Genomic DNA, 19912 nt, shown 5'->3' on the forward strand with positions numbered 1-19912 from the left:
GGTGTCCAGGGGGCTTGGGCTGTCGCTTCCGGGGTGTCGCTCGGTCGTCATGCCGTCACTCCCGCCGGTGCCATGAGGCCGTCGGTCAGGCGTGCCTCGCGGTCCGCGTACGCGGCCACCTGGGCGTCGTGGGTGATGAGGAGGACCGCGGTGCCCTGCTCGCGGGCCGTGTGCACCAGGGCCGTCATCACCTGCTCGCCGGCCAGGGAGTCCAGTGCGCCGGTGGGCTCGTCGGCGAAGACCACCTTCGGCTCGGTGACCAGGGCCCGGGCCAGGGAGGTGCGCTGGGCCTGGCCGCCGCTCATCTCGCCGGGACGGAGGTCCTCCTGGCCGCGCACGCCGAAGCGCTCCAGCCACTCGCCCGCCTTCTCGTGGGCGGCACCCCGGGCGGCACCCGCCAGCATCAGCGGCAGGGCGACATTGTCGAGCGCGGTCAGCTCGGGAATCAGCTGGCCGAACTGGAAGACCACCCCGAACTCGGTCCGGCGCAGCTCGCTCAACCGCTTCTCGGGCAGGGTGTCGAGCCGTTCACCGGCGTAGGAGACCGAGCCGCCGTCCGGACGGACGATGCCCGCCAGGCAGTGCAGCAGCGTCGACTTCCCGCTGCCGCTGGCACCGGTGACGGCCAGGATCTCGCCCGCCCGCAGCTCCACCGAGGCACCGCGCAGGGCCTCCGTCCTGCCGTGCGCCTTGACGAGGTCACGGGCCGCCAGAAGCGGCACTTCGTTGCTCATGCTGTGTCGACCTCCGCGGTCAGGGTGGTCAGCCGGCCCGCCGTGGTGGTCATCCAACGGAGGTCGGCGTCGAGGTGGTTGAGGGCGTAGTCCGCCGAGAGCACGGTCGCGAGGTCCGCGCCCTTGGCCGTCTTGACCTGGGTGAGTTCACGCATCCGCGCCATGTGGGCGGTGCGTTGGGCACGGAGATAGGCCTCCGCGTCACCGTCGGCCAGGATCGCGACGACGACCTTGGCGAAGATCTCGTTGGTCACGAAGGGCGCGGGCGGAGTGATCTCCCCGGCCCACGTGGCGAGTTCTCGCCGTCCGTCGGCGGTGGAGCGGTACATCGTGCGCTCCGGTCCGCCGTCCGAATCGGTGCCCTCGACCTCGGCGAGGCCGTCGCGCACCAGTCGTTGAAGGGTTGTGTAGACCTGCCCGTAGGCCAGCGGACGGGCCTGCGGGAAGCGTTCGTCGTGGCGTCGCTTGAGGTCGTAGCCATGGCTCGGCCCCGTGGCGAGCAGCCCCAGCAGGATGTGGCGGGTGCTCATGGCGATCATTATGCACTCGCTACATGTACTGAGTGAATAGTGGTCGGTTATCGGTCACGACTGACCGGTCGGCGGTGGCTGGAACCGGCCACTGCCCCTGGTCCGGAGTCGTCCGAACTGTCCCCGAAGTGCCCCCATGTGACGTCCGATCAGGCACCGGGATTCGGCCAAGCGCCGCGCCCTGTGACGAAATCAGGGTTTTACAACGAGGGTCGACTCGATTCAAAGTACGGATCGATCGCATGATGATCACGGTCGGCGCCAGCACTGAGCTTCTGTTCGCTATGTGCTGAGACGGTCTGAGCGCCTCAGTGGCGCCCCGTGGTCGCGGAGAGTTTCCTCGACCGACGGCGACCGTTCATCCCGGCTCAAGCGCTTTCTGTCTGACGTAAAGCCAGAGAACCGTCTTCTGTCGCACCCTTCTCGATTCTGAGACAGGGGACTTTTCCGCGCGCCGATCGACGGTCGACTCCGGCTGCCGACATCGACATGAACTTGCCTTCTCTTTGGCATGCCCATGTCTATTCTTTGCCTTTTCTGAACGCACTCACAAAGTGACCGATTCCAGGTTCGAGGATGATGGCGAAAACCATGGGGTCCCAGGAATTGTCCCTGCCAGACATGCTGCGCGCGGTCGGTCGTGCCTGTCGGCGGGCCGAGGCCGGGCCCCGGCCGCTCCCTCTACGCGCCGCACTCCCCGGCTGCCCCCTTCCCTTGGCCGGAGGCCGGTCGAGTTCGGCGGCGCGGCGGGATCGGAGCGTACGCAACAGAATGTGAGGAGATGCACGTTGTAGCCATTGGTACGTCTGCCGCGGCGCCCATTGGGTAGGGCTGCGATACACCCGCAAGGTCGCCGTACTCGACAAGGAGGCCCCTCGTGGTCGCTCCCGCGCACCCCCGTTCCAAACCCGTGGCGCAGTTGCCGTCCCTCGAACCCGAGCCGCACTTCTGTGTGTTCAGCGCGGAGGGCGCCTGCGCCGAGATCCCGCTGACCAGTGAGGCACCGCTGCCCGACGCGGAGCCCCTCACCAGCGAGCCGCCGCTCGCCGAAGCCGCCCACCTGACCAGCGAGTCTGCGGTCTTCGAGCCGGACCCCGCGAGGCCGTAGATGGCGGCGCAGGGGTCGGCCGAACCGCCTTCCGAGGACCTGTCCCGCCTCGCCGAGCTGCATGGCGTCGCCACCTCCTACAGCCCGTCCCCGGACCGTACGGTCGCTGCCTCGGCCACCGCCGTCACCCTCGCCCTGACCGCCCTCGGTGTGGACACCGGCCGCCCCGCCGCCGCGCTGGCGGCCCGCGAGCGTGAGCTGCGCGACCGGCTGCTGCCGCCGACGGTGGTCTGCTGGAGCGGCAGCCCGCCCGCGTCCCTCGGGAACCTGCCCAGGGGCACTCGGCTGCGGATCGAGACCGAACAGGGCGAGACTCGCGCCGCCGCCGACCAACTCCCGCCCGGAGTACACCGGTTGACCGCCACCGCCCCCGACGGCCGGGTGGCCGAGTCCCATCTGGTCGTCGCCCCCGCCCGGCTCCCCACGGCCACCGGACGCTCGTACGGACTCCTCGTCCAGCTCTACTCCCTGCTCTCCCGGCGCTCCTGGGGCATGGGCGACCTCGGCGACCTCGCCGAACTGACCGCCTGGGCCGGGCGGGCGCTCGGCGCCGGGTTCGTGCAGGTCAACCCGTTGCACGCGGCGGTGCCCGGCGCCCCCACGGACCCCTCGCCGTACCGGCCCTCCTCGCGGCGCTTCCCGGACCCGGTGCATCTGCGCGTCGAGGACGTGCCCGAGTACGCCCATGTGACCGACCGCGAGGCGGTGCGGTCGCTCGCCGAACGGGCCGCGCGGCTGCGTGAAGCGGTGCTGGAGAAGGGCGCGTTGATCGACCGGGACGCCGTGTGGGAGCTCAAGCGGGAGGCGCTGGAGCTGGTGCGCGAGGTGCCGCTCGGCCCTGGCCGGCGGGCCGCCTACGCAGACTTCCTCGCCGAGGAGGGCGAGGCCCTGGAGGACCACGCGACGTGGTGCGCGCTCGCGGAGGTGCACGGCTCGGACTGGAGCCGGTGGCCCGAGGGTCTGCGCGACCCCCGCTCGGCCGAAACCGCCCGCGCCCGCACCGAGTTGATGGAACGCGTCGACTTCCACTGCCGCCTCGCCTGGCTCACCGACGCCCAGCTCGTCGCCTCGCAGCGGGCGGCCCGGGACGCCGGGATGCCGGTCGGGATCGTCCACGACCTGGCGGTGGGCGTGCACCCCGGGGGCGCCGACGCCTGGGCGCAGCAGGAGTACTTCGCGGCCGGGATGTCGGTCGGCGCACCCCCGGACGCGTTCAACGCGCGCGGGCAGGACTGGGGACTGCCGCCGTGGCGCCCGGACCGCCTGGCCGCCTCGGGCTACGCCCCCTACCGGCGCCTGCTGAAAGCCCTCTTCCGCTACGCCGGTGCCCTGCGCATCGACCATGTGATGGGCCTGTTCCGCCTCTGGTGGGTCCCGCAGGGACACCCGCCGACCGAGGGCACCTACATCCGCTACGACGCCGAGGCGATGCTCGCGATCCTGGTCCTGGAGGCCTCGCGCGCCGGGTCGGTGGTGATCGGCGAGGATCTGGGCACGGTGGAGCCCGGGGTGCGCGAGACGCTGCGCGAACGCGGGGTGCTCGGTACGTCGGTGCTCTGGTTCGAGCGGGACTGGGAGGGCGACGGCCGGCCGCTGCCGCCGGACCGCTGGCGCGCCGACTGCCTCGCCACCGCGACCACCCACGACCTGCCGTCCACCGCGGCCCGTCTGACGGGCGAACACGTCGAACTCCGCTCCCGGCTGGGCCTGCTGACCCGGGAACTCGCGGAGGAACGGACCGAGGCGGCGGCGGACACCGGGGAGTGGCTGGAGGTACTGGCACGGCTGGGCCTGCTGCACGGCACCGGCGGCGGCCACAGCACTTCGACGGAGGAGGCCGAGATCCAGGCCGTGCACCGGTTCCTGCTGCGGACGCCCGCGCGGCTGGTGGGGGTGTGGCTGCCGGACGCGGTGGGCGACCGCCGGCCCCAGAACCTGCCGGGCACCTGGGACCAGTACCCGAACTGGCGCCTGCCGATCGCGGACGCGGAGGGGAGACCGGTGACGCTGGAGGACCTGGCGGCCTCCCCGCGCCTGCACGGCCTGGTGGAGGTGCTACGAGGGGAGCGGCACGGGTAGTTCCGGATCGGACCCCCCTCCCACCGCCCACGTATGGCACCCCGGGCGCGCGAGGCCATAAGGCATTCGATACTTTTGGGATCGTGGACAAGAAGAACGCCCTGCGCGCCGGTGCCCTGGCTGCCGGTACGACGCTGATGATGCTGCTCATGACGTCTCCCGCGCTCGCGCTCACCCGCGACGACGGCGACGACCCCGGTCCGGGCCTGAGCGTCATGGAGACGCTGGGTCTCTACGTCGTGGCCCCGCTCGCGATCTTCGGGGTCATCGTCGCTCTGGTGATGGTCCTGGACAAGTCCCACCCGGAGCACCGGGTGAGCGCCAAGCCCAAGGCCGCCTCGAAGGCCTGACCGCACGCTTCCAGGGGCGCCGTCCTCGCCGTACGTGGGCGAGGGCGGCGCCCCTGACGTGTTCGCGGACGGTGTCGCTCAGGGGCTCGGTGCCGTCAGATACCGCTGCACCGTCGGCGCCAGCCACGCCACGATCTCCTCGGGTGCCAGCGCCACCGCGGACGGGATCCGCAGCACATAGCGGGTCAGCGCCAGCCCCAGCAGCTGCGACGACACGAGCGCGGCCCGCGCCGGCACCTGCTGGGGGTCCGGGCACGCCCGCTCGGCGATCGGCAGCAGCTGGTCCCGGAAGATGCCCTGCATCCGCTCGGCCCCGGCCGCGTTCGTCGCGCCGACCCGCAGCAGCGCCGTGAGCACCTCGTTCTCCTCCCAGGTGGCGAGGAAGTGCGTCACCAGAGCCCGGCCGACCTCCTTGCGGGGCAGCGCGCCCACGTCCGGCAGCCGCAGGTCGATGGCGACCGCCGCCGCGAAGAGGCCTTCCTTGTTGCCGTAGTAGCGCATGACCATGGACGGATCGATGCCCGCGTCCTTGGCGATCGCGCGGATGGTGGCGCGCTCGTAGCCGTCGGCGGCGAAGCGTTCGCGGGCCGCGGTGAGGATCGCGCCTCGGGTGGCGTCGGAGCGGCGGGGCGCGGCCGGGCCGGGGGGCGTGGTCGTGGTGTCGCTGTTGCTGCCGTTCATGCCTACGAGCGTAGGCCAACAGTCGTTTGCCAACAAGTGTTGACTCCTCTGCCCAGCCCTCGCTAGTCTCGTCAACGAGCGTTGGCAAACAATCGTTGGCAACCAATCGTTGGCAATCACTTGTTGGCAAACGGACGTTGGCATCAGGAGGCCACCATGAACGGCACCGCCACACACCGCACCGTGATCGTCGTCGGCTCCGGCCCCACCGGTCTGCTCCTCGCCGGCGACCTCGCCACCGCGGGCGTCCCCGTCACCCTCCTCGAAAAGCGCCCCCACAAGATCAGCAACCTCTCCCGCGCCTTCGGGGTGCACGCCCGCACCCTGGAGCAGCTCGACGCCCGCGGTCTCGCCGACCGGCTGCTCGCCACCGGCGACACCATCACCGGCCTGCGGGCCTTCGACCGCCTCACGCTCGACCTGGGCACGCTGGAGTCCCGCTTCCCGTTCCTGCTGATCACCCCGCAGTACGAGGTCGAGCGGCTGCTGGAGCGCCGGGCCCGGGAGGCCGGGGTCGAGTTCGCTTACGAGAGCGAGGTCGTGGGGCTGCGGCAGGACGCCGACGGGGTCGAGCTGGAGGTGCGGGGCGCGGACGGGACGGTCGCCGTCCGCCGCGCGGCCTATGTCGTCGGCGCCGACGGACACCACAGCGCCGTGCGCCGGGCGATCGGACTGGACTTCCCCGGGGTCTCCGTCATCAAGTCGCTGTTCCTGGCGGACGTCCGGCTCACCGAGCGGCCCGAGGACGTGCTCACCGTCAACGGCGCGGGCGACTGCTTCGCGATGATCGCCTCCTTCGGCGACGGCTGGTACCGGGTCATGGGCTGGAACCGCCGGCACGAGGTCCCCGACGACGTCCCCATCGACCTCGACGAGGTCAAGGACGTCACCCGCCGCGCCCTGGGCACCGACTACGGCATGCACGACGCCCGCTGGCTCTCCCGCTTCCACAGCGACGAACGCCAGGCGCCGCGGTACCGGGTGGGCCGGGTCTTCCTCGCCGGGGACGCCGCGCACATCCACTCCCCGGCCGGCGGCCAGGGCATGAACACCGGCCTCCAGGACGCGGCCAACCTGAGCTGGAAGCTCGCCGCGGCCGTCCAGGGGTGGGCGCCCGAGGGGCTCCTCGGCACCTACGAGACCGAGCGGCACCCGGTCGGCAGGGCGGTGCTGCGCAGCAGTGGCGGACTGGTCCGGCTGGCGCGGGCGCAGAGCCCGGCACTGCGGGCCGTGCGCGCGCTGGTCTCCGCCGTCGGCAACCTGGTGGGCCCCGCCCGCCGCAAGGCCCTCGGCCAGATCTCCGGCATCGGCTACCGGTACCCCGCGCCCCGCGGCGCCCACCGCCTCACCGGCACCCGGGTGCCCGACGTGGCCCTGAAGGGCGGGCGCCTGTACGAGGCCCTGCGCGGCGGCCGGTTCGTCCTGATCGCGCCGGAGGCCTACGAGGGCCAGGGGGCCCGCGAGGACCGGCTGACGGTGGAGCGCTGGGCGAGCGACCGCCGTACGGCCCTCCTGGTCCGCCCCGACGGATACGTGGCCTGGGCGGCGGAGTCGCCGGACGCCGCGGCCGTCGAGCGGGCGCTCACCGCCCACCTGGGGTGACCGGGGTCCGGGCCGTGCTCAGTTCGGTGGTGTGCGGGTTCCCGCCAGCAAGTGGCGGAGCAGGTCGGCCAGTTGGTCGACCTGCTCGTCGTCGAGGACGGACAGCGCCTCGGTCTCGGTGGCGAGGCCGGCACCGACCGCCTCGTCGAGGACGTTCAGCCCCTTGTCGGTGAGGGTGACCTGGAGGCCCCGGCGGTCGTGCGGGTCGGGGGAGCGGCGGAGCAGGCCCGCGCGCTCCAGTTTGTCGAGCCGGCCGGTCATGCCGCCCGTCGTGAGCATCAGCGTCGCGGAGAGCTGGCGGGGCGAGAGCGTGAAGGGCTCGCCGGCCCGGCGCAGGGTGGCCAGGACGTCGAACTCGCCGCGGGAGATGCCGTAGGGGACGTACGCCTTCTCCATCCGGTCGCCCATGGCCCGTGACAGCCGGAAGATCCGCCCGAAGACCTCCATCGCCCGGGTGTCGAGGTCGGGCCGTACGGCGCCCCACTGCTCGATGATCGCGTCGACGGGGTCCCTGGGGGGCTGCTGAGGCTTGGCGTCCATGGGGGGAGTATCCCGCCGCCGACCGGTCGGCCGCAAGAAAGTGGCTCACTGGCAAGTAGCTTGCCTGAAAGTGGCTTGCGTAAAAGTTGCTTAGCGCTAAGCTGCTTTCGAGCGAGCTACTTCCCCTCCCGAAGGGACCCGTCATGAACCGGTCCGCGACCATCCTCCTCACCGCCCTCGCCCCCGTCTCCTGGGGCACCACCTATGCCGTCACCAGCGAGTTCCTCCCGGCCGACCGTCCCCTGTTCACCGGGCTGGTGCGCGCCCTGCCCGCCGGGCTGCTGCTGCTCGCGGTCGCGCGGGTGCTGCCGAAGGGCGCCTGGTGGTGGAAGGCGACGGTGCTCGGGGCGCTGAACATCGGCGCGTTCTTCCCGCTGCTGTTCCTGTCGGCGTACCGGCTGCCCGGCGGTATGGCCGCGGTCGTCGGGTCGGTGGGGCCGCTGCTCGTCGTGGGGCTGTCGGCGCTGTTGCTGGGGCAGCGGCCGACCGCGCGGAGTGTGGTCACCGGGGTCGTCGCGGCGTTCGGGGTGAGTCTCGTCGTACTGAAGGCGGCCGGGGCGCTCGACGCCGTCGGTGTGCTGGCGGCCTTGGCCTCGGCCGCTTCGATGTCCGCCGGGACCGTGCTGACCAAGCGGTGGGGGCGGCCCGACGGGGTGGGGCCGCTCGCGCTCACCGGGTGGCAGCTGACCGCGGGCGGGCTGCTCATCGCGCCGCTCGCGCTGCTGGTCGAGGGCGCCCCGCCCGCGCTCGACGGACGGGCGGTCGGCGGCTACCTCTATCTGGCACTGGCGAACACGGCGGTCTCGTACTGGCTCTGGTTCCGCGGCATCGGCCGGCTCAGCGCCACCCAGGTCACCTTCCTGGGCCCGCTCTCCCCGCTGACCGCCGCGATCATCGGCTGGGCGGCGCTCGGACAGGCGCTGACACCGGTCCAACTGGCCGGGATGGCCGTGGCGTTCGGGGCGACGGTGGCGGGACAGCTGGGGTCGGGGACGGCGCGCGCGGCCCGCCGCTCGGAGCGGACCGGTCGCGGGGAGGTGCGGGACGCGGCAGGCCGCCAGGACACGATGGACGTGACCCGCGCGGCACTGCGACGGTAGCCCCACCCGGGGCGGGGCCCCGCCCCCCCCGTGAACCCGTTCGGCCCGGTTCGGCAAGTACAGGTTGAACACCGTCACTTCCACCGACCCCACCACACGGACGGACTGTCCATGACCGACTTGGCCGGCAGCGGCAGTGACGCCGCCCTCATCGCGGCGTCGCTGGAGGAACCCGAGTGCTTCGCGGCGCTCTTCGACCGCCATGCCCCCGCCATCCACCAGTACGTCGCCCGGCGGCTCGGCCGGGACGCGGCCGACGACGTCACCGCGGAGACGTTCCTGACGGCCTTCCGGATACGGGCCCGGTTCGACCCCGCCAGAGCCGGCGTCCGGCCCTGGCTGCACGGCATCGCGGCCAAGCAGATCGGCCGGCACCGCCGTGACGAGATCAGGGCGCTGAAGCTGCTCGCCCGCACCGGCCACGACCCGGTCGCCGAGAGCTGGACCGACTCCGCCGACGACCGCCTCGCCGCCGAGGCCGCCTCACGCCCGCTGGCCAAGGCACTGGCCGGGCTCTCCGCGGGCGACCGGCACGTCCTGCTGCTCTTCGCCTGGGCCGACTTCAGCTACCAGGAGATCGCCGAGGCCCTCGACATCCCCGTGGGCACCGTCCGCTCCCGCCTCAACCGCGCCCGAAGAAAGCTGCGCGCCGCGACCGGCGCGGCCGCCGGCCCCCTCCTCGAAGCTCGCGTACACGAAGGTGATCCCGCATGAACGAGCTCTCCGAACTCCGCGACCTGCGCGCCGACGCCCCCCTTCCCGACGGTGCACGGCTCGCCGCCCCCCGAAACCGGCTCACCTCGGCGTTCCGGCAGCAGACCCGCGCCGTGCCCCGGCGCCGGACGATCCTGGCCGGCGCCGCCACCGCGGGGGCCCTCGCCGTGACCGCAGGCATCGTCGTGGCCCTGCCCGAGGACGACACCCCCGCGAGGAAGGGCCCCCAGGTCCTGTCCGCCGGAGCCTCCGCCGAGGCCCTCGAACTCGCCGCCGCCACCGTGGAGAAGTACGACGGCACCGAGCCGCGGCCCAAGCAGTGGGTGTACGTGAAGAGCACCGCCTTCCTCCAGGGCAAGCCCCAGACCAGCGAGCTGTGGACCCGCTGGGACGGCACCGGCTTCGCCCAGAAGCCCGGCTTCAGCGTGGAAGTCGGCCTGGACCCGGACAAGATGTCGGTCTGGTACGGGCCCAACCAGGAGGAGAAGCTCAAGGAGGAGGGCTACGACGACCGCTCCCAGCGGCAGTTCTACCGCTTCCTCGCCACCCTCCCCAGCGACCCCGACCGCATGATGAAGCGCATCCGCGAGGAGCACGCCATCGGCTCCATCGAGGGCGAGACGCCCGCACAGCGCGACTGGCGGGAGATCGACGTCCTGTACCGGTCCGTCCTCATCCCGCCGAAGGTCCAGGCAGGCCTGTTCCGGGCGCTCGCGAAGATCCCCGGCGCCCGGGTGACGACGGGCGTCAAGGACCCGCTGGGCCGTAGGGCGATCGGGGTGAGCGTGACCTGGCCGGGGCGCACGGCCTCGGGCTCGAAGGGCAGGCAGGAGATCTTCTTCGACGCGAAGACCTACGGCTACCTGGGCCAGACCAGGAACGACGGGGCGTCGGTCGCCGCCCGCGACGACTGGGGTGTCGTCGACAAGCCCGGCGACCACCCCTGAGCACACGAAAGGGGCGCCCGGCACGAAGCACCGGGCGCCCCCATGGCCGTACGGACGACTACGAAGCCGCCGCGTCCGCCGCCTGGGCCCTCAGCGCGCGCTCCACGCCCGCGCGGGACTCCGAGACCAGGCGACGCAGGGCCGCGTTGGGCTCGGCGGAGGCCAGCCAGGCGTCCGTCTTGTCCAGGGTCTCCTGCGAGACCTGGATCGTCGGGTAGAGGCCGACCGCGATCTGCTGGGCGATCTCGTGGGAGCGGGTGTCCCAGATGCCCTTGACCACCTCGAAGTACTTGTCCGTGTACGACGCGAGCAGCTCGCGCTGCCCGGTCTGGACGAAGCCTCCGATGACCGCCTCCTGCACCGCGTTCGGGAGCTTGTCCGACTCGATGACCTGGGCCCAGGCCTCGGCCTTGGCCTCCTCGGTCGGGCGGGCGGCACGGGCGGTGGCCGCGTGACGCTCACCGGCCGCGGTCCTGTCCCGCTCGTACTCGCCCGCGATCTCCGCCTCGTCGAAGCGGCCGACCGACGCCAGGCACTCCACGAACGCCCAGCGCAGCTCGGTGTCGACGGCCAGGCCCTCGATCGTCTGCGAGCCGTCCAGCAGGGCCTCCAGGAGGTCCAGCTGCTCCGGCGTACGGGCCGTCGCCGCGAACGCGCGCGCCCACGCCAGCTGGTGGTCGCTGCCCGCGGCCGCCGCACGCAGATGCGCCAGCGTGGCGTCCGTCCAGCGGGTCAACAGGGCCTCGCGGGCGGTCGGGGCGGCGTACAGCTCGATCGCCAGCTTCACCTGGCGGTGCAGGGACTGCACGACACCGATGTCCGACTCCTTGCCGATGCCGGACAGGACGAGGGACAGGTAGTCGCGGGTGGCCAGCTCGGCGTCGCGGGTCATGTCCCACGCCGAGGCCCAGCACAGCGCGCGCGGCAGCGAGGACTCGAAGTCGCCCAGGTGCTCCGTCACGAAGGCCAGGGACTGCTCGTCGAGACGGACCTTCGCGTACGACAGGTCGTCGTCGTTGAGGAGCACGACCGCCGGACGGCGCTTGCCCAGCAGCTGCGGTACGGCCGTCAGCTCGCCGTCCACGTCCAGCTCGACGCGCTCGTCGCGGACCAGCTTGCCGCTGGCGTCGTCCAGCTCGTACAGGCCGACGGCGATGCGGTGCGGACGCAGCGTGGGCTCGCCCTGCGCGCCCGCCGGCAGGGCCGGGGCCTCCTGGCGGATCGCGAACGAGGTGATGACACCGTGCTCGTCCGTCTTGATCTCGGGACGCAGGATGTTGATGCCGGCCGTCCGCAGCCATTTCTCCGACCAGTTGCCCAGGTCACGGCCGGAGGTCTCCTCCAGGGCGCCCAGCAGGTCGGAGAGGCGGGTGTTGCCGAACGCGTGGCGCTTGAAGTACGCCTGCACACCGCCGAAGAACTCGTCCATGCCGACGTAGGCGACGAGCTGCTTCAGGACGGAGGCGCCCTTGGCGTACGTGATGCCGTCGAAGTTGACCAGGACGTCGTCGAGGTCGCGGATCTCGGCCATGATCGGGTGCGTGGAGGGAAGCTGGTCCTGGCGGTACGCCCACGTCTTCATGGAGTTGGCGAACGTCGTCCACGAGTGCGGCCAGCGGCTGTCCGGCGCGTACGCCTGGCAGGCGATCGACGTGTAGGTGGCGAACGACTCGTTCAGCCACAGGTCGTTCCACCACTCCATGGTGACCAGGTCGCCGAACCACATGTGCGCCAGCTCGTGCAGGATCGTCTCGGCGCGCATCTCGTACGCGGCGTCGGTGACCTTCGAGCGGAAGACGTACTGGTCGCGGATGGTGACCGCGCCCGCGTTCTCCATCGCGCCCGCGTTGAACTCCGGCACGAACAGCTGGTCGTACTTCTTGAACGGGTACGCGTAGTCGAACTTCTCCTGGAACCACTCGAAGCCCTGCCGCGTCACCTCGAAGATCGCGTCCGAGTCGAGGAACTCGGCGAGCGAGGGACGGCAGTAGATGCCGAGCGGGACGGACTGCCCGTCCTTCTCGTACACGCTGTGGACGCTGTGGTACGGGCCGACGATCAGCGCGGTGATGTAGCTGGAGATCCGCGGGGTCGGCTCGAAGACCCAGATGTCGTCCTTCGGCTCCGGCGTGGGGGAGTTGGAGATGACGGTCCAGCCGGTCGGCGCCTTCACGGTGAACTGGAAGGTGGCCTTCAGGTCGGGCTGCTCGAAGGAGGCGAAGACGCGGCGGGCGTCCGGCACCTCGAACTGGGTGTACAGGTAGGCCTGCTGGTCGACGGGGTCGACGAAGCGGTGCAGGCCCTCGCCGGTGTTGGTGTACGCGGCGTCCGCGACCACGCGGAGCACATTGGGGCCCGCCAGCAGGCCGGGGAGCGCGATGCGGGAGTCCTTGAAGACCTCGTCCGGGTCGAGCGGGTCCCCGTTGAGCGTCACCTCGTGGACGGCCGGGGCCACCAGGTCGATGAAGGTCTCGGACCCTCCCTCACCGGCGACGTCGAAGCGCACCGTGGTCACGGACCGGTAGGTACCGCCCTCTTGCGCGCCGGAGAGGTCGAGATCGATCTCGTACGAGTCGACGCTCAGCAGCTTCGCCCGCTGTTGCGCCTCTTCGCGAGTCAGGTTTGTGCCAGGCACGCGGTCATCTCCTCGTTATGTGTGGGTTCGGCGGTTCGGCCATCCTTCCACGGGTCCCGTACCGAACGCGATGTCCAAAACCCGCCGGTGACCGGGGCGGACACGCGCGGGGTGTCTCCGACGGTTGGGCAGGATACGTGCGGTCCGTCCTGGCCGGCGCCCCCGCGGACTGCCGCTGCAAGGGCCACGTCCGTATCCCGCCAGTCATCCGGCCGCCTCCGCGCCAGCCTGGGATCCATGACTACGTACACCGCACTGCCCGTCCCCGCGTCCGTCCTGAAGGAGCTGCGTGCTGCTGACGACGCGGGACGCCAGATGGTTCCCCTGACCGACGAGGAGGGCGGGGCACCGCTGCGCTGCTGTCTGCGGCGCAGCGCGCCCGGCGAGCTGATCGCCCTCGTCTCCTACGCCCCGCTGCGCCGCTGGGCCGCGGAGACGGGCGCCGAGCCGGGCGCCTACGACGAGCAGGGCCCCGTCTTCATCCATGCCGAGGAGTGCGCGGGACCGGAGCCCGCCGGCCATCCCTTCGCGAACGCCCACCGGACGGTCCGCCGGTACTCCGCCGAGGGCCGCATCCTGGGCGGGCAGCTGGTCGCGGCCCTCGACGACGACGCCTTCCGGAACGCGTTCGACGACCCGTCCGTGGCGCTCGTCCACGTCCGGGCCGTCGAGTACGGCTGCTTCCTCTACGAGGTGCGGCGCCCCCGGGCCGTCAGCTCCTAGGCCTTCAGCTCCTGGGCCACCAGTTCCGCGATCTGCACCGCGTTCAGGGCCGCGCCCTTGCGGAGGTTGTCGCCGGAGACGAAGAGGGCGAGGCCGTTGTCGACGGTCTCGTCCTGGCGGATACGGCCCACGTACGAGACGTCCTTGCCGGCCGCCTGGAGCGGGGTCGGGATCTCGGAGAGCTCCACGCCCGGGGCGGTCGACAGCAGCTCCGTCGCGCGCTCCGGGGACAGGGGGCGCGCGAAGCGGGCGTTGATCTGGAGGGAGTGGCCGGAGAAGACCGGGACGCGGACGCAGGTGCCGGAGACCTTGAGCTCGGGGAGCTCCAGGATCTTGCGGGACTCGTGGCGGAGCTTCTGCTCCTCGTCGGTCTCGTTCAGGCCGTCCTCGACGATCGAGCCGGCCAGCGGCAGGACGTTGAAGGCGATGGGCCGCTTGTAGACCTGCGGCTCCGGGAACTCGACCGCCTCGCCGTCGTGCGTCAGCTTGTCCGCGTCGGCGACGACCTTCTGGACCTGGCCGTACAGCTCGGCCACGCCCGCGAGGCCCGAGCCGGAGACCGCCTGGTAGGTGGTGGCGACGAGGGCCTGAAGGCCCGCCTCGGCGTCCAGGACCTTCAGGACCGGCATCGCGGCCATCGTGGTGCAGTTCGGGTTGGCGATGATGCCCTTGGGGCGGTCCGCGACGGCGTGCGGGTTCACCTCGGAGACGACCAGCGGAACCTCGGGGTCCTTGCGCCAGGCCGAGGAGTTGTCGATCACCACGGCGCCCTGCGAGGCGACCTTCTCGGCCAGCGCCTTCGAGGTCGCGCCGCCCGCGGAGAACAGCACGATGTCCAGGCCCGTGTAGTCCGCCGTCGACGCGTCCTCGATGGTCACGCCGTCCAGGACCGACCCCGCCGAACGGGCCGAGGCGAACAGCCGCAGCTCGGTGACCGGGAAGGCGCGCTCCTTGAGGATCCTGCGCATGACCGTGCCGACCTGACCGGTGGCTCCGACGATTCCGACCCTCACAGCGACTCCTTTGCGTGGCGTTTACATGGCCTGGACGTTTCCATCATGCGGCTCATCCGGGCCGGTGTGTCCAATCGTTTGCCCGAGGGGTGGGACGGCACTCCTGTCGGGGACGCGGTTCGAGCGTCCAGGTGCCGAGCGGCCTGACATGGAGGAACGTGCCCGAAATGCGGTGCGGGCCGGAAGATGCGGTGAGTTTCCGGTGCGGGAACAGATTTTCGTCGAGTTCGAGGACGTGGATCATGCCGGTCGCGACGACCACCCGCTCGGCCTCGGGTCCGGTGTGACGTACGACTCCCTGCCCCGCCTCGAACAATTCCGGGAATCGGACCGAACGTTTCCGCCCGCGCCGGCGTCATAGAGGAAACGCGGCTAGGGGAGGGGTGGCTGTGCTGCGCAGAAAGGCCCGTCGCGGCCAGGGGGACGGCGTCCATGACGGGCCGGACGACCCCCTCGACGCGGCTCAGGAACGTCGGGTGCGGGCCGTGCTCGCGCTCGGCGGCGTACCGCAGGCGGACCTGCCGGACGGGGTGCAGCAGGTCCGCCTGCGGTTGCTGGAGCGGGCGGCGAAGGGCTACGAGGCGCCGCGCGACGTCTCCGCGTGGGCGGCCGTCGTCGCCTCCAACCTCGCCATGGACTGGCACCGCTCCAAGCGCCGCCAGGAGCGGATCGGCGAACGCCTCGCCTCCCTGCGCCAGTTGGAGCATCCCTCCGGCGAGGACACCAGCGTGCTCTCCCTCGCCGTCGCCCAGGGACTCGACGAACTGCCCGACTCCCAGCGCCAGGTCCTCGTCCTGCGGTTCTTCGCCGACCTGCCGGTGCGCGACATCGCGCACGAGCTCGGCGTCCCCGAGGGCACGGTCAAGAGCAGGCTGCACACGGCGGTCCGCGCGCTGCGCGCCCGTCTGCACGAGGACGAGGTGGTGTGACATGACCGCCGAACACCGCGGCGTCGACGCGCTGATGGCCGCGATCACCGACGAACCACCGCCCGAGGACGCGGACGCCGCCTTCCTGGCCGAACACCGCAAGGCCGCCGCCGACGTGGCGCTGCTGCGCGAGCAGTTGGGCATCATCGGCGACGCCCTCGCCGAACCGCCGCCGTCCCCCGCCGTGTCCCCGAAGCCCGCACCGGCACGCCTCGCCCCGGCCCGCCGACGCGCCGCCCTCAGGTTCGCCTTCGGCGGCCTCGCGGTGGCCGCGGCCGCCTCCGTGGTCGCCGGGCTGGGCTGGCTGGTGGCCCAGGGCGGCGGCGCCGCGAACGACGCCACGGCCTCCAAGGCCGACGGCGACAGCGGCAGCGTCGGTGCCGAGGCGAGCCAGAGCGGCGGCACCCGCTTCGGCAGCCCGCACTACCTCGCCTGCACCCGTCTGGTCGCCGAAGGCACCATCACCTCGGTCGAACGCCTCGCGGACGGAGTGCAGCTGAGGATCTCCGTGGACGTGATCCGCTACTACAAGCAGGAGGAGCGGCGCCCGGAGCACCTCACCTACGTCGTCGAGGACACCTTCGCCCCCGGCCTCGTGCGCGGCGACCGCGTGCTGTTCGGAGTCCCGAAGGGCGACGCGGTGCCGGACCACTGGGTGGTCGGGGAGAAGCAGGTCGCCCAGGAGCGGGCGTGGATCACGGCCTCGTTGCCGGAGTCGCGCGGCCTGAGCTGCTGATCCTCACCGGGCAACGGAAAGGGCGGGCGCCCGATGGACGCCCGCCCCTCCCTGGTCGTACCCGATGACTACGGTGTGACCTTCTCGATCGTCACGCTGCCGAGGCCCGCGACCGTGCCGCGCGCGTTCACCAGCTGGACCTGACCGAAGAACTCACGGCCCTCGGGAGCGGCCGCCAGGGCGGTGACGTTCGCGGAGACGTCGGCGGTGCCACCCGTGCCCAGCTTGACCGCGACCGAGTCGTCGACCGTGACGGCGCCCAGGGCGGCGGAGAAGAACACGTCCTGGTAGTCGTAGGCCGTCGAACCGGCCGGGATCGCGTAGCCGATGACCTGGATGGTGTACGTACCGGCGGCGGGGTTCGCCACCGAGACGGACTCCTCCGAGTCGCCGTCGGCGGAGGAGCCGGCCTCGTCACCGTTGCCGTCCAGGACGACCAGGTCGAGGTCGGCCGCCGTGTCGGAGACGTTGCCGATGGCGACGTCCAGCGACTTGGCGCCCTCGGGGACCTCGACCGTGGTGACCTGGGTCTCGCCGTCGGCGATGGTCGGGCGGGCCGACTTGGCCGAGCCGAGCGGGCCGCCGACGAGCTTGCCGTCGATCGCGGCGAAGTTGTTCGTCACCTTCCAGGAGGCGGCGGTCGGGGTGCCGACCTTGGCCTCGGGCACGGTCACGACCTCCGGGTCGAAGGCGGCGTCGAGGACGGTGACGTCCAGCTTGTACGGGTTGTCGAGCACCGGCGACGTACGGCGCGACTCGACCTCGATCTCCCAGACACCGGCGACCGGGTTGGCGTACGAACGCACGTCGGGGCGGCAGCCGTTGCCGTCGAGGTAGTTGTTGTAGCAGTTCGGCGTGCTGGTGGTGTCCACCGGAACGCCGTACGGGTGGATCGCGATGAACCGGGTCTGGCTGCCGGTCTTCAGCCCGCCGATGGCGACCTCGAGGGACGTGGCGCCCTCGGGGACGGTCACGAAGTAGTGCTGCGAGCTGTTGCGCTGGACGGTGTTGGACGCCGAGTAGGTGTACTTCACCGGCGCCGAGACCACGACCGTGTTCAGGATCTGCTTGTCGACGCCCTCGGTCCTCGGGTCGTCGACCTCCAGGATCGCGCTCTTGAGACCGGCGGTCGGCGCCTTCGCGGCGATCTTGACCGTGACCGGCTTGTTGAGCTCCAGCTTGATCTCGTCCTTGCCGACGATCGAGAAGGTGCCGGCGGCGTTGTTCTCGAGGTGCAGCTCGTGACGGATCGCCTTGTCGGCGCCGGACGTACGGGTGATGGTGACCTCGTACGACTTCTTGACGCCGGCCTTCAGGCCGCCCTCACGGTCGTAGATGCCGGTGCCGAAGCCCGGCGTCTTCAGGAACTGGTCGATCGCGGTGTCGACCGGCGCCTTGACGGTGTAGTCGTGGGAGGTCGCGCCGTCCTTGATGGAGTCCCAGGCGTCCTCGATGTTGATGAGGCCCGAGCCCTCCTCGTACGCCTGCACACCCTTGATGTGGTCGGCGGTCGAGGTCAGCGCCGTGCGCAGGGTCTTCGGCGTGAGCTCGATGCCCTTCGCCTTGGCGGCGGACAGCAGCAGCGCCGAGGCGCCCGCGGCCTGCGGGGAGGCCATCGAGGTGCCCTGGAGCATGGCGTAACCGGCCGGCAGCGAGTAGCCGGACTCGGCGACCGGGGCGCCCGGCAGCCAGGTCTGGATCGTGTTGATCGAGGCACCCGGGGCGACCAGGGTCGGCGTGAAGCCGCCGTCCTCACGCGGGCCGCGCGAGGAGAACGGGATCAGGGCGTACGGCTTCGAGACGGTCGAGCCGTAGTTGGAGTACCAGGTCGCCTTGGAGATCGAGGCGCCGACGGAGATCACCTTGTCGGCCAGACCGGGGTCGCCGATGGTGTTGGCACCCGGGCCGGAGTTGCCCGCGGAGATCACGAGCTGCACACCGTAGGTGTCGATGAGGCGCGTGTAGAGCTCGGCGCGCGCGTTGTTGCCGTCGTTCAGCGCGGGGAGGCCGCCGATGGACATGTTGACGATGTCGACGCCACGGTTGGCGACGAGGTCGATCATGCCCTCGGTGAGCGCGGTGTTGGTGCAGCCGCCGGTCCAGGTGCAGGCACGGGAGGAGACGACCTTCGCGCCCGGGGCCGCGCCGTTCATCTTGCCGCCGAACAGGCCGTTGGCGGCGGTGATGCCGGCGACGTGGGTGCCGTGCTCGGACTCGATGACGCCGATGTTGACGTAGTCGGCCTTGTCGCCGGCCGCGTTGAAGACGACGTCCTTGCGGATCTCGACCACGAACGGCTGACGCTCGGCGACCTCGGTCGCCGGGTTGTCGGTACCGAACCAGCCGATCTGGAAGCCGTCCTTGTAGGGCTTCATCGCGGCGTCGTCGGAGAAGTCGAAGTTGTTGTTCAGGTCGACCCGGACGGTACCGGCGGCGGCGTCGTAGAGGACGCCCCACACGTCGGTGGTGTCGCCGTCGCGGTTGGAGTCGCCCGCGGCGTCGCCGCCCGCGGTGAACGACTCGCGGAACAGGTTGAACTGGTAGGAGCCCGCCGGGGCCTTCCAGGTGGCGCCCGCGATGGTGAAGGTCGGGCCGCTGACCGGGTTGTTCATCCGGCGCCAGGTGGCGTCCGCGTCGCCGACCGGGTCCGTGGCGGTCACCCAGTCGACGATCTTGCGCTCGCCGGTGGTGGTCTTCTGCAGCGCCGGGTGGCCGAGGTCGACGCCCGAGTCGAGGACGCCGATGGTGATGCCGCGGCCGTCCGCCTTCGGGTGGTCCTCCACGAAGTCGACGGCGCCCGTCTCGAAGGACGGGTTGTACGGGTTCTCGGCAGGGGTCTTCTTGCCGGGCGCCGAGGGGGTGGCCGCCTTGCTCGCGGTCGCGCCATTGGCGGTGTCCGCGCTCGGCGTCGGGTCGTCCAGCGCGATCTCCTGGCGCAGGTCGATGCCGTGCACGGAGGAGAGCTTGACGGCGGCGGCGATGGCCGAGTCCGCCTTCGCGGTGGGGACGGTGGCGCGGACGTAGCCGACCTTGTCGAAGGTGCGGCCCACGAGACCGCCGCTCACGGCGTCCAGCTGCTCGGCGACCTGCTCGGTCTGCCCCGGAGCGGTCGCGATCATCAGCGTGACGTTCTTGTCACCGTCCGCCTTGGCCTCGGCGAGCAGGTCCGCGTCGTCCGAACCGAGCTTGTCGTGGGCGGACTTGGCGCCCGGGTCGGCCGCGACGGGTGCGTCGGCAGCGGCGATGGCCATGGGTATCGGCCCGGCCGCGGAGAGCGCGGCCACGAGACCGGCGGCGACGGCGATGCGCACCACGCGTCTCGCGCCGCCCGAAATCGGTTCGCGCTGGGGGGTGAGGGTCATCTGCATCCCTTGTAGGTAAAGGAACGTGCGGTCTGCGATCGCACAGCTTTACGCATGGGAAGGATGTTTAGGGAGAGTTGACCGAATCGATATGGGCAGATGGGGAAAACCCGCTATCCCCTTTGGGGA

The 19912-nt window shown here is 71.4% G+C and carries 17 protein-coding genes; 10 read left to right on the plus strand and 7 right to left on the minus strand.

The window, feature by feature from the left end; all coding sequences use genetic code 11:
• Nucleotides 1-47: 47 nt before the first annotated feature.
• On the minus strand, nucleotides 48-734 hold the full coding sequence (locus HLK59_RS19760) for an ABC transporter ATP-binding protein (RefSeq protein WP_171142797.1): 687 nt from the start codon (nucleotides 732-734) through the stop codon (nucleotides 48-50).
• Nucleotides 731-1264: a PadR family transcriptional regulator gene (locus HLK59_RS19765; RefSeq protein ID WP_171142798.1), complete on the minus strand. Its 534-nt coding sequence runs from the start codon at nucleotides 1262-1264 to the stop codon at nucleotides 731-733. Before HLK59_RS19765 ends, HLK59_RS19760 begins: the two co-directional genes overlap by 4 nt.
• A gap of 910 nt (nucleotides 1265-2174) precedes the next feature.
• Here HLK59_RS19765 and HLK59_RS19770 point away from each other — a divergent pair.
• The 3 genes from HLK59_RS19770 to HLK59_RS19780 all read left to right on the plus strand — a co-directional run bounded on the left by HLK59_RS19770 (nucleotide 2175) and on the right by HLK59_RS19780 (nucleotide 4801).
• The gene (locus tag HLK59_RS19770) at nucleotides 2175-2372 is read left to right on the plus strand and encodes a hypothetical protein (RefSeq protein WP_171142842.1); all 198 of its coding nucleotides are present in this window, start codon (nucleotides 2175-2177) and stop codon (nucleotides 2370-2372) included.
• Nucleotides 2373-4451, plus strand: a complete 2079-nt coding sequence (gene malQ, locus HLK59_RS19775; RefSeq protein ID WP_171142799.1) for a 4-alpha-glucanotransferase — start codon at nucleotides 2373-2375, stop codon at nucleotides 4449-4451. It abuts the gene before it with no gap.
• 83 nt (nucleotides 4452-4534) lie between these two features.
• Nucleotides 4535-4801: a hypothetical protein gene (locus HLK59_RS19780; protein WP_171142800.1), complete on the plus strand. Its 267-nt coding sequence runs from the start codon at nucleotides 4535-4537 to the stop codon at nucleotides 4799-4801.
• 78 nt (nucleotides 4802-4879) lie between these two features.
• On the opposite strand, the gene HLK59_RS19785 is transcribed toward HLK59_RS19780, so the two are convergent.
• On the minus strand, nucleotides 4880-5482 hold the full coding sequence (locus tag HLK59_RS19785) for a TetR family transcriptional regulator (RefSeq protein ID WP_171142801.1): 603 nt from the start codon (nucleotides 5480-5482) through the stop codon (nucleotides 4880-4882).
• Nucleotides 5483-5638: 156 nt separating this feature from the next.
• On the opposite strand from HLK59_RS19785, the gene HLK59_RS19790 reads away from it, so the two are divergent.
• Nucleotides 5639-7084: an FAD-dependent monooxygenase gene (locus HLK59_RS19790; RefSeq protein WP_171142802.1), complete on the plus strand. Its 1446-nt coding sequence runs from the start codon at nucleotides 5639-5641 to the stop codon at nucleotides 7082-7084.
• A gap of 18 nt (nucleotides 7085-7102) precedes the next feature.
• On the opposite strand, the gene HLK59_RS19795 is transcribed toward HLK59_RS19790, so the two are convergent.
• On the minus strand, nucleotides 7103-7624 hold the full coding sequence (locus tag HLK59_RS19795; protein ID WP_171142803.1) for a MarR family transcriptional regulator: 522 nt from the start codon (nucleotides 7622-7624) through the stop codon (nucleotides 7103-7105).
• 143 nt (nucleotides 7625-7767) lie between these two features.
• Here HLK59_RS19795 and HLK59_RS19800 point away from each other — a divergent pair, with 143 nt between their 5' ends.
• The 3 genes from HLK59_RS19800 to HLK59_RS19810 all read left to right on the plus strand — a co-directional run bounded on the left by HLK59_RS19800 (nucleotide 7768) and on the right by HLK59_RS19810 (nucleotide 10385).
• The gene (locus tag HLK59_RS19800; RefSeq protein ID WP_171142804.1) at nucleotides 7768-8724 is read left to right on the plus strand and encodes an EamA family transporter; all 957 of its coding nucleotides are present in this window, start codon (nucleotides 7768-7770) and stop codon (nucleotides 8722-8724) included.
• A 111-nt stretch (nucleotides 8725-8835) separates the two neighbouring features.
• The gene (locus HLK59_RS19805) at nucleotides 8836-9438 is read left to right on the plus strand and encodes a sigma-70 family RNA polymerase sigma factor (RefSeq protein ID WP_171142805.1); all 603 of its coding nucleotides are present in this window, start codon (nucleotides 8836-8838) and stop codon (nucleotides 9436-9438) included.
• Nucleotides 9435-10385, plus strand: coding sequence for a CU044_5270 family protein (locus HLK59_RS19810; RefSeq protein ID WP_171142806.1), 951 nt, complete (start codon nucleotides 9435-9437; stop codon nucleotides 10383-10385). Before HLK59_RS19805 ends, HLK59_RS19810 begins: the two co-directional genes overlap by 4 nt.
• Before the next feature lie 58 nt (nucleotides 10386-10443).
• On the opposite strand, the gene pepN is transcribed toward HLK59_RS19810, so the two are convergent.
• On the minus strand, nucleotides 10444-13020 hold the full coding sequence (gene pepN, locus HLK59_RS19815) for an aminopeptidase N (protein ID WP_171142807.1): 2577 nt from the start codon (nucleotides 13018-13020) through the stop codon (nucleotides 10444-10446).
• A gap of 237 nt (nucleotides 13021-13257) precedes the next feature.
• Here pepN and HLK59_RS19820 point away from each other — a divergent pair, with 237 nt between their 5' ends.
• The gene (locus tag HLK59_RS19820) at nucleotides 13258-13743 is read left to right on the plus strand and encodes a DUF1203 domain-containing protein (protein WP_171142808.1); all 486 of its coding nucleotides are present in this window, start codon (nucleotides 13258-13260) and stop codon (nucleotides 13741-13743) included.
• On the opposite strand, the gene HLK59_RS19825 is transcribed toward HLK59_RS19820, so the two are convergent.
• Nucleotides 13740-14756 carry an aspartate-semialdehyde dehydrogenase gene (locus tag HLK59_RS19825; protein WP_171142809.1) on the minus strand — a complete coding sequence of 339 codons (1017 nt, stop codon included), beginning with the start codon at nucleotides 14754-14756 and terminating at the stop codon, nucleotides 13740-13742. The genes HLK59_RS19820 and HLK59_RS19825 overlap by 4 nt on opposite strands.
• Before the next feature lie 383 nt (nucleotides 14757-15139).
• Between HLK59_RS19825 and HLK59_RS19830 the strand changes: the two genes are divergently transcribed.
• Entirely contained in the window at nucleotides 15140-15685 is a 546-nt protein-coding gene (locus tag HLK59_RS19830) for a sigma-70 family RNA polymerase sigma factor (protein WP_171142810.1), read from the plus strand.
• Nucleotide 15686: 1 nt separating this feature from the next.
• Nucleotides 15687-16421, plus strand: coding sequence for a hypothetical protein (locus tag HLK59_RS19835; RefSeq protein ID WP_171142811.1), 735 nt, complete (start codon nucleotides 15687-15689; stop codon nucleotides 16419-16421).
• A 68-nt stretch (nucleotides 16422-16489) separates the two neighbouring features.
• On the opposite strand, the gene HLK59_RS19840 is transcribed toward HLK59_RS19835, so the two are convergent.
• Nucleotides 16490-19783 (minus strand): S8 family serine peptidase, encoded by a 3294-nt coding sequence (locus HLK59_RS19840; RefSeq protein WP_171142812.1) that lies wholly within the window; start codon nucleotides 19781-19783, stop codon nucleotides 16490-16492.
• Between the last annotated feature and the right edge of the window lie 129 nt (nucleotides 19784-19912).

Origin of the sequence: Streptomyces sp. S3(2020) (assembly GCF_013044505.1) — a bacterium.
GTDB lineage: Bacteria > Actinomycetota > Actinomycetes > Streptomycetales > Streptomycetaceae > Streptomyces.

Bases quoted from the DNA above. Each gene is read 5' to 3' on its own strand.
- HLK59_RS19760 (WP_171142797.1), bottom strand. From the start codon at position 734: ATGAGCAACGAAGTGCCGCTTCTGGCGGCCCGTGACCTCGTCAAGGCG.
- HLK59_RS19765 (WP_171142798.1), bottom strand. From the start codon at position 1,264: ATGAGCACCCGCCACATCCTGCTGGGGCTGCTCGCCACGGGGCCGAGC.
- malQ (WP_171142799.1), top strand. From the start codon at position 2,373: ATGGCGGCGCAGGGGTCGGCCGAACCGCCTTCCGAGGACCTGTCCCGC.
- HLK59_RS19785 (WP_171142801.1), bottom strand. From the start codon at position 5,482: ATGAACGGCAGCAACAGCGACACCACGACCACGCCCCCCGGCCCGGCC.
- HLK59_RS19790 (WP_171142802.1), top strand. From the start codon at position 5,639: ATGAACGGCACCGCCACACACCGCACCGTGATCGTCGTCGGCTCCGGC.
- HLK59_RS19795 (WP_171142803.1), bottom strand. From the start codon at position 7,624: ATGGACGCCAAGCCTCAGCAGCCCCCCAGGGACCCCGTCGACGCGATC.
- HLK59_RS19800 (WP_171142804.1), top strand. From the start codon at position 7,768: ATGAACCGGTCCGCGACCATCCTCCTCACCGCCCTCGCCCCCGTCTCC.
- HLK59_RS19805 (WP_171142805.1), top strand. From the start codon at position 8,836: ATGACCGACTTGGCCGGCAGCGGCAGTGACGCCGCCCTCATCGCGGCG.
- HLK59_RS19810 (WP_171142806.1), top strand. From the start codon at position 9,435: ATGAACGAGCTCTCCGAACTCCGCGACCTGCGCGCCGACGCCCCCCTT.
- HLK59_RS19820 (WP_171142808.1), top strand. From the start codon at position 13,258: ATGACTACGTACACCGCACTGCCCGTCCCCGCGTCCGTCCTGAAGGAG.
- HLK59_RS19835 (WP_171142811.1), top strand. From the start codon at position 15,687: ATGACCGCCGAACACCGCGGCGTCGACGCGCTGATGGCCGCGATCACC.
- HLK59_RS19840 (WP_171142812.1), bottom strand. From the start codon at position 19,783: ATGACCCTCACCCCCCAGCGCGAACCGATTTCGGGCGGCGCGAGACGC.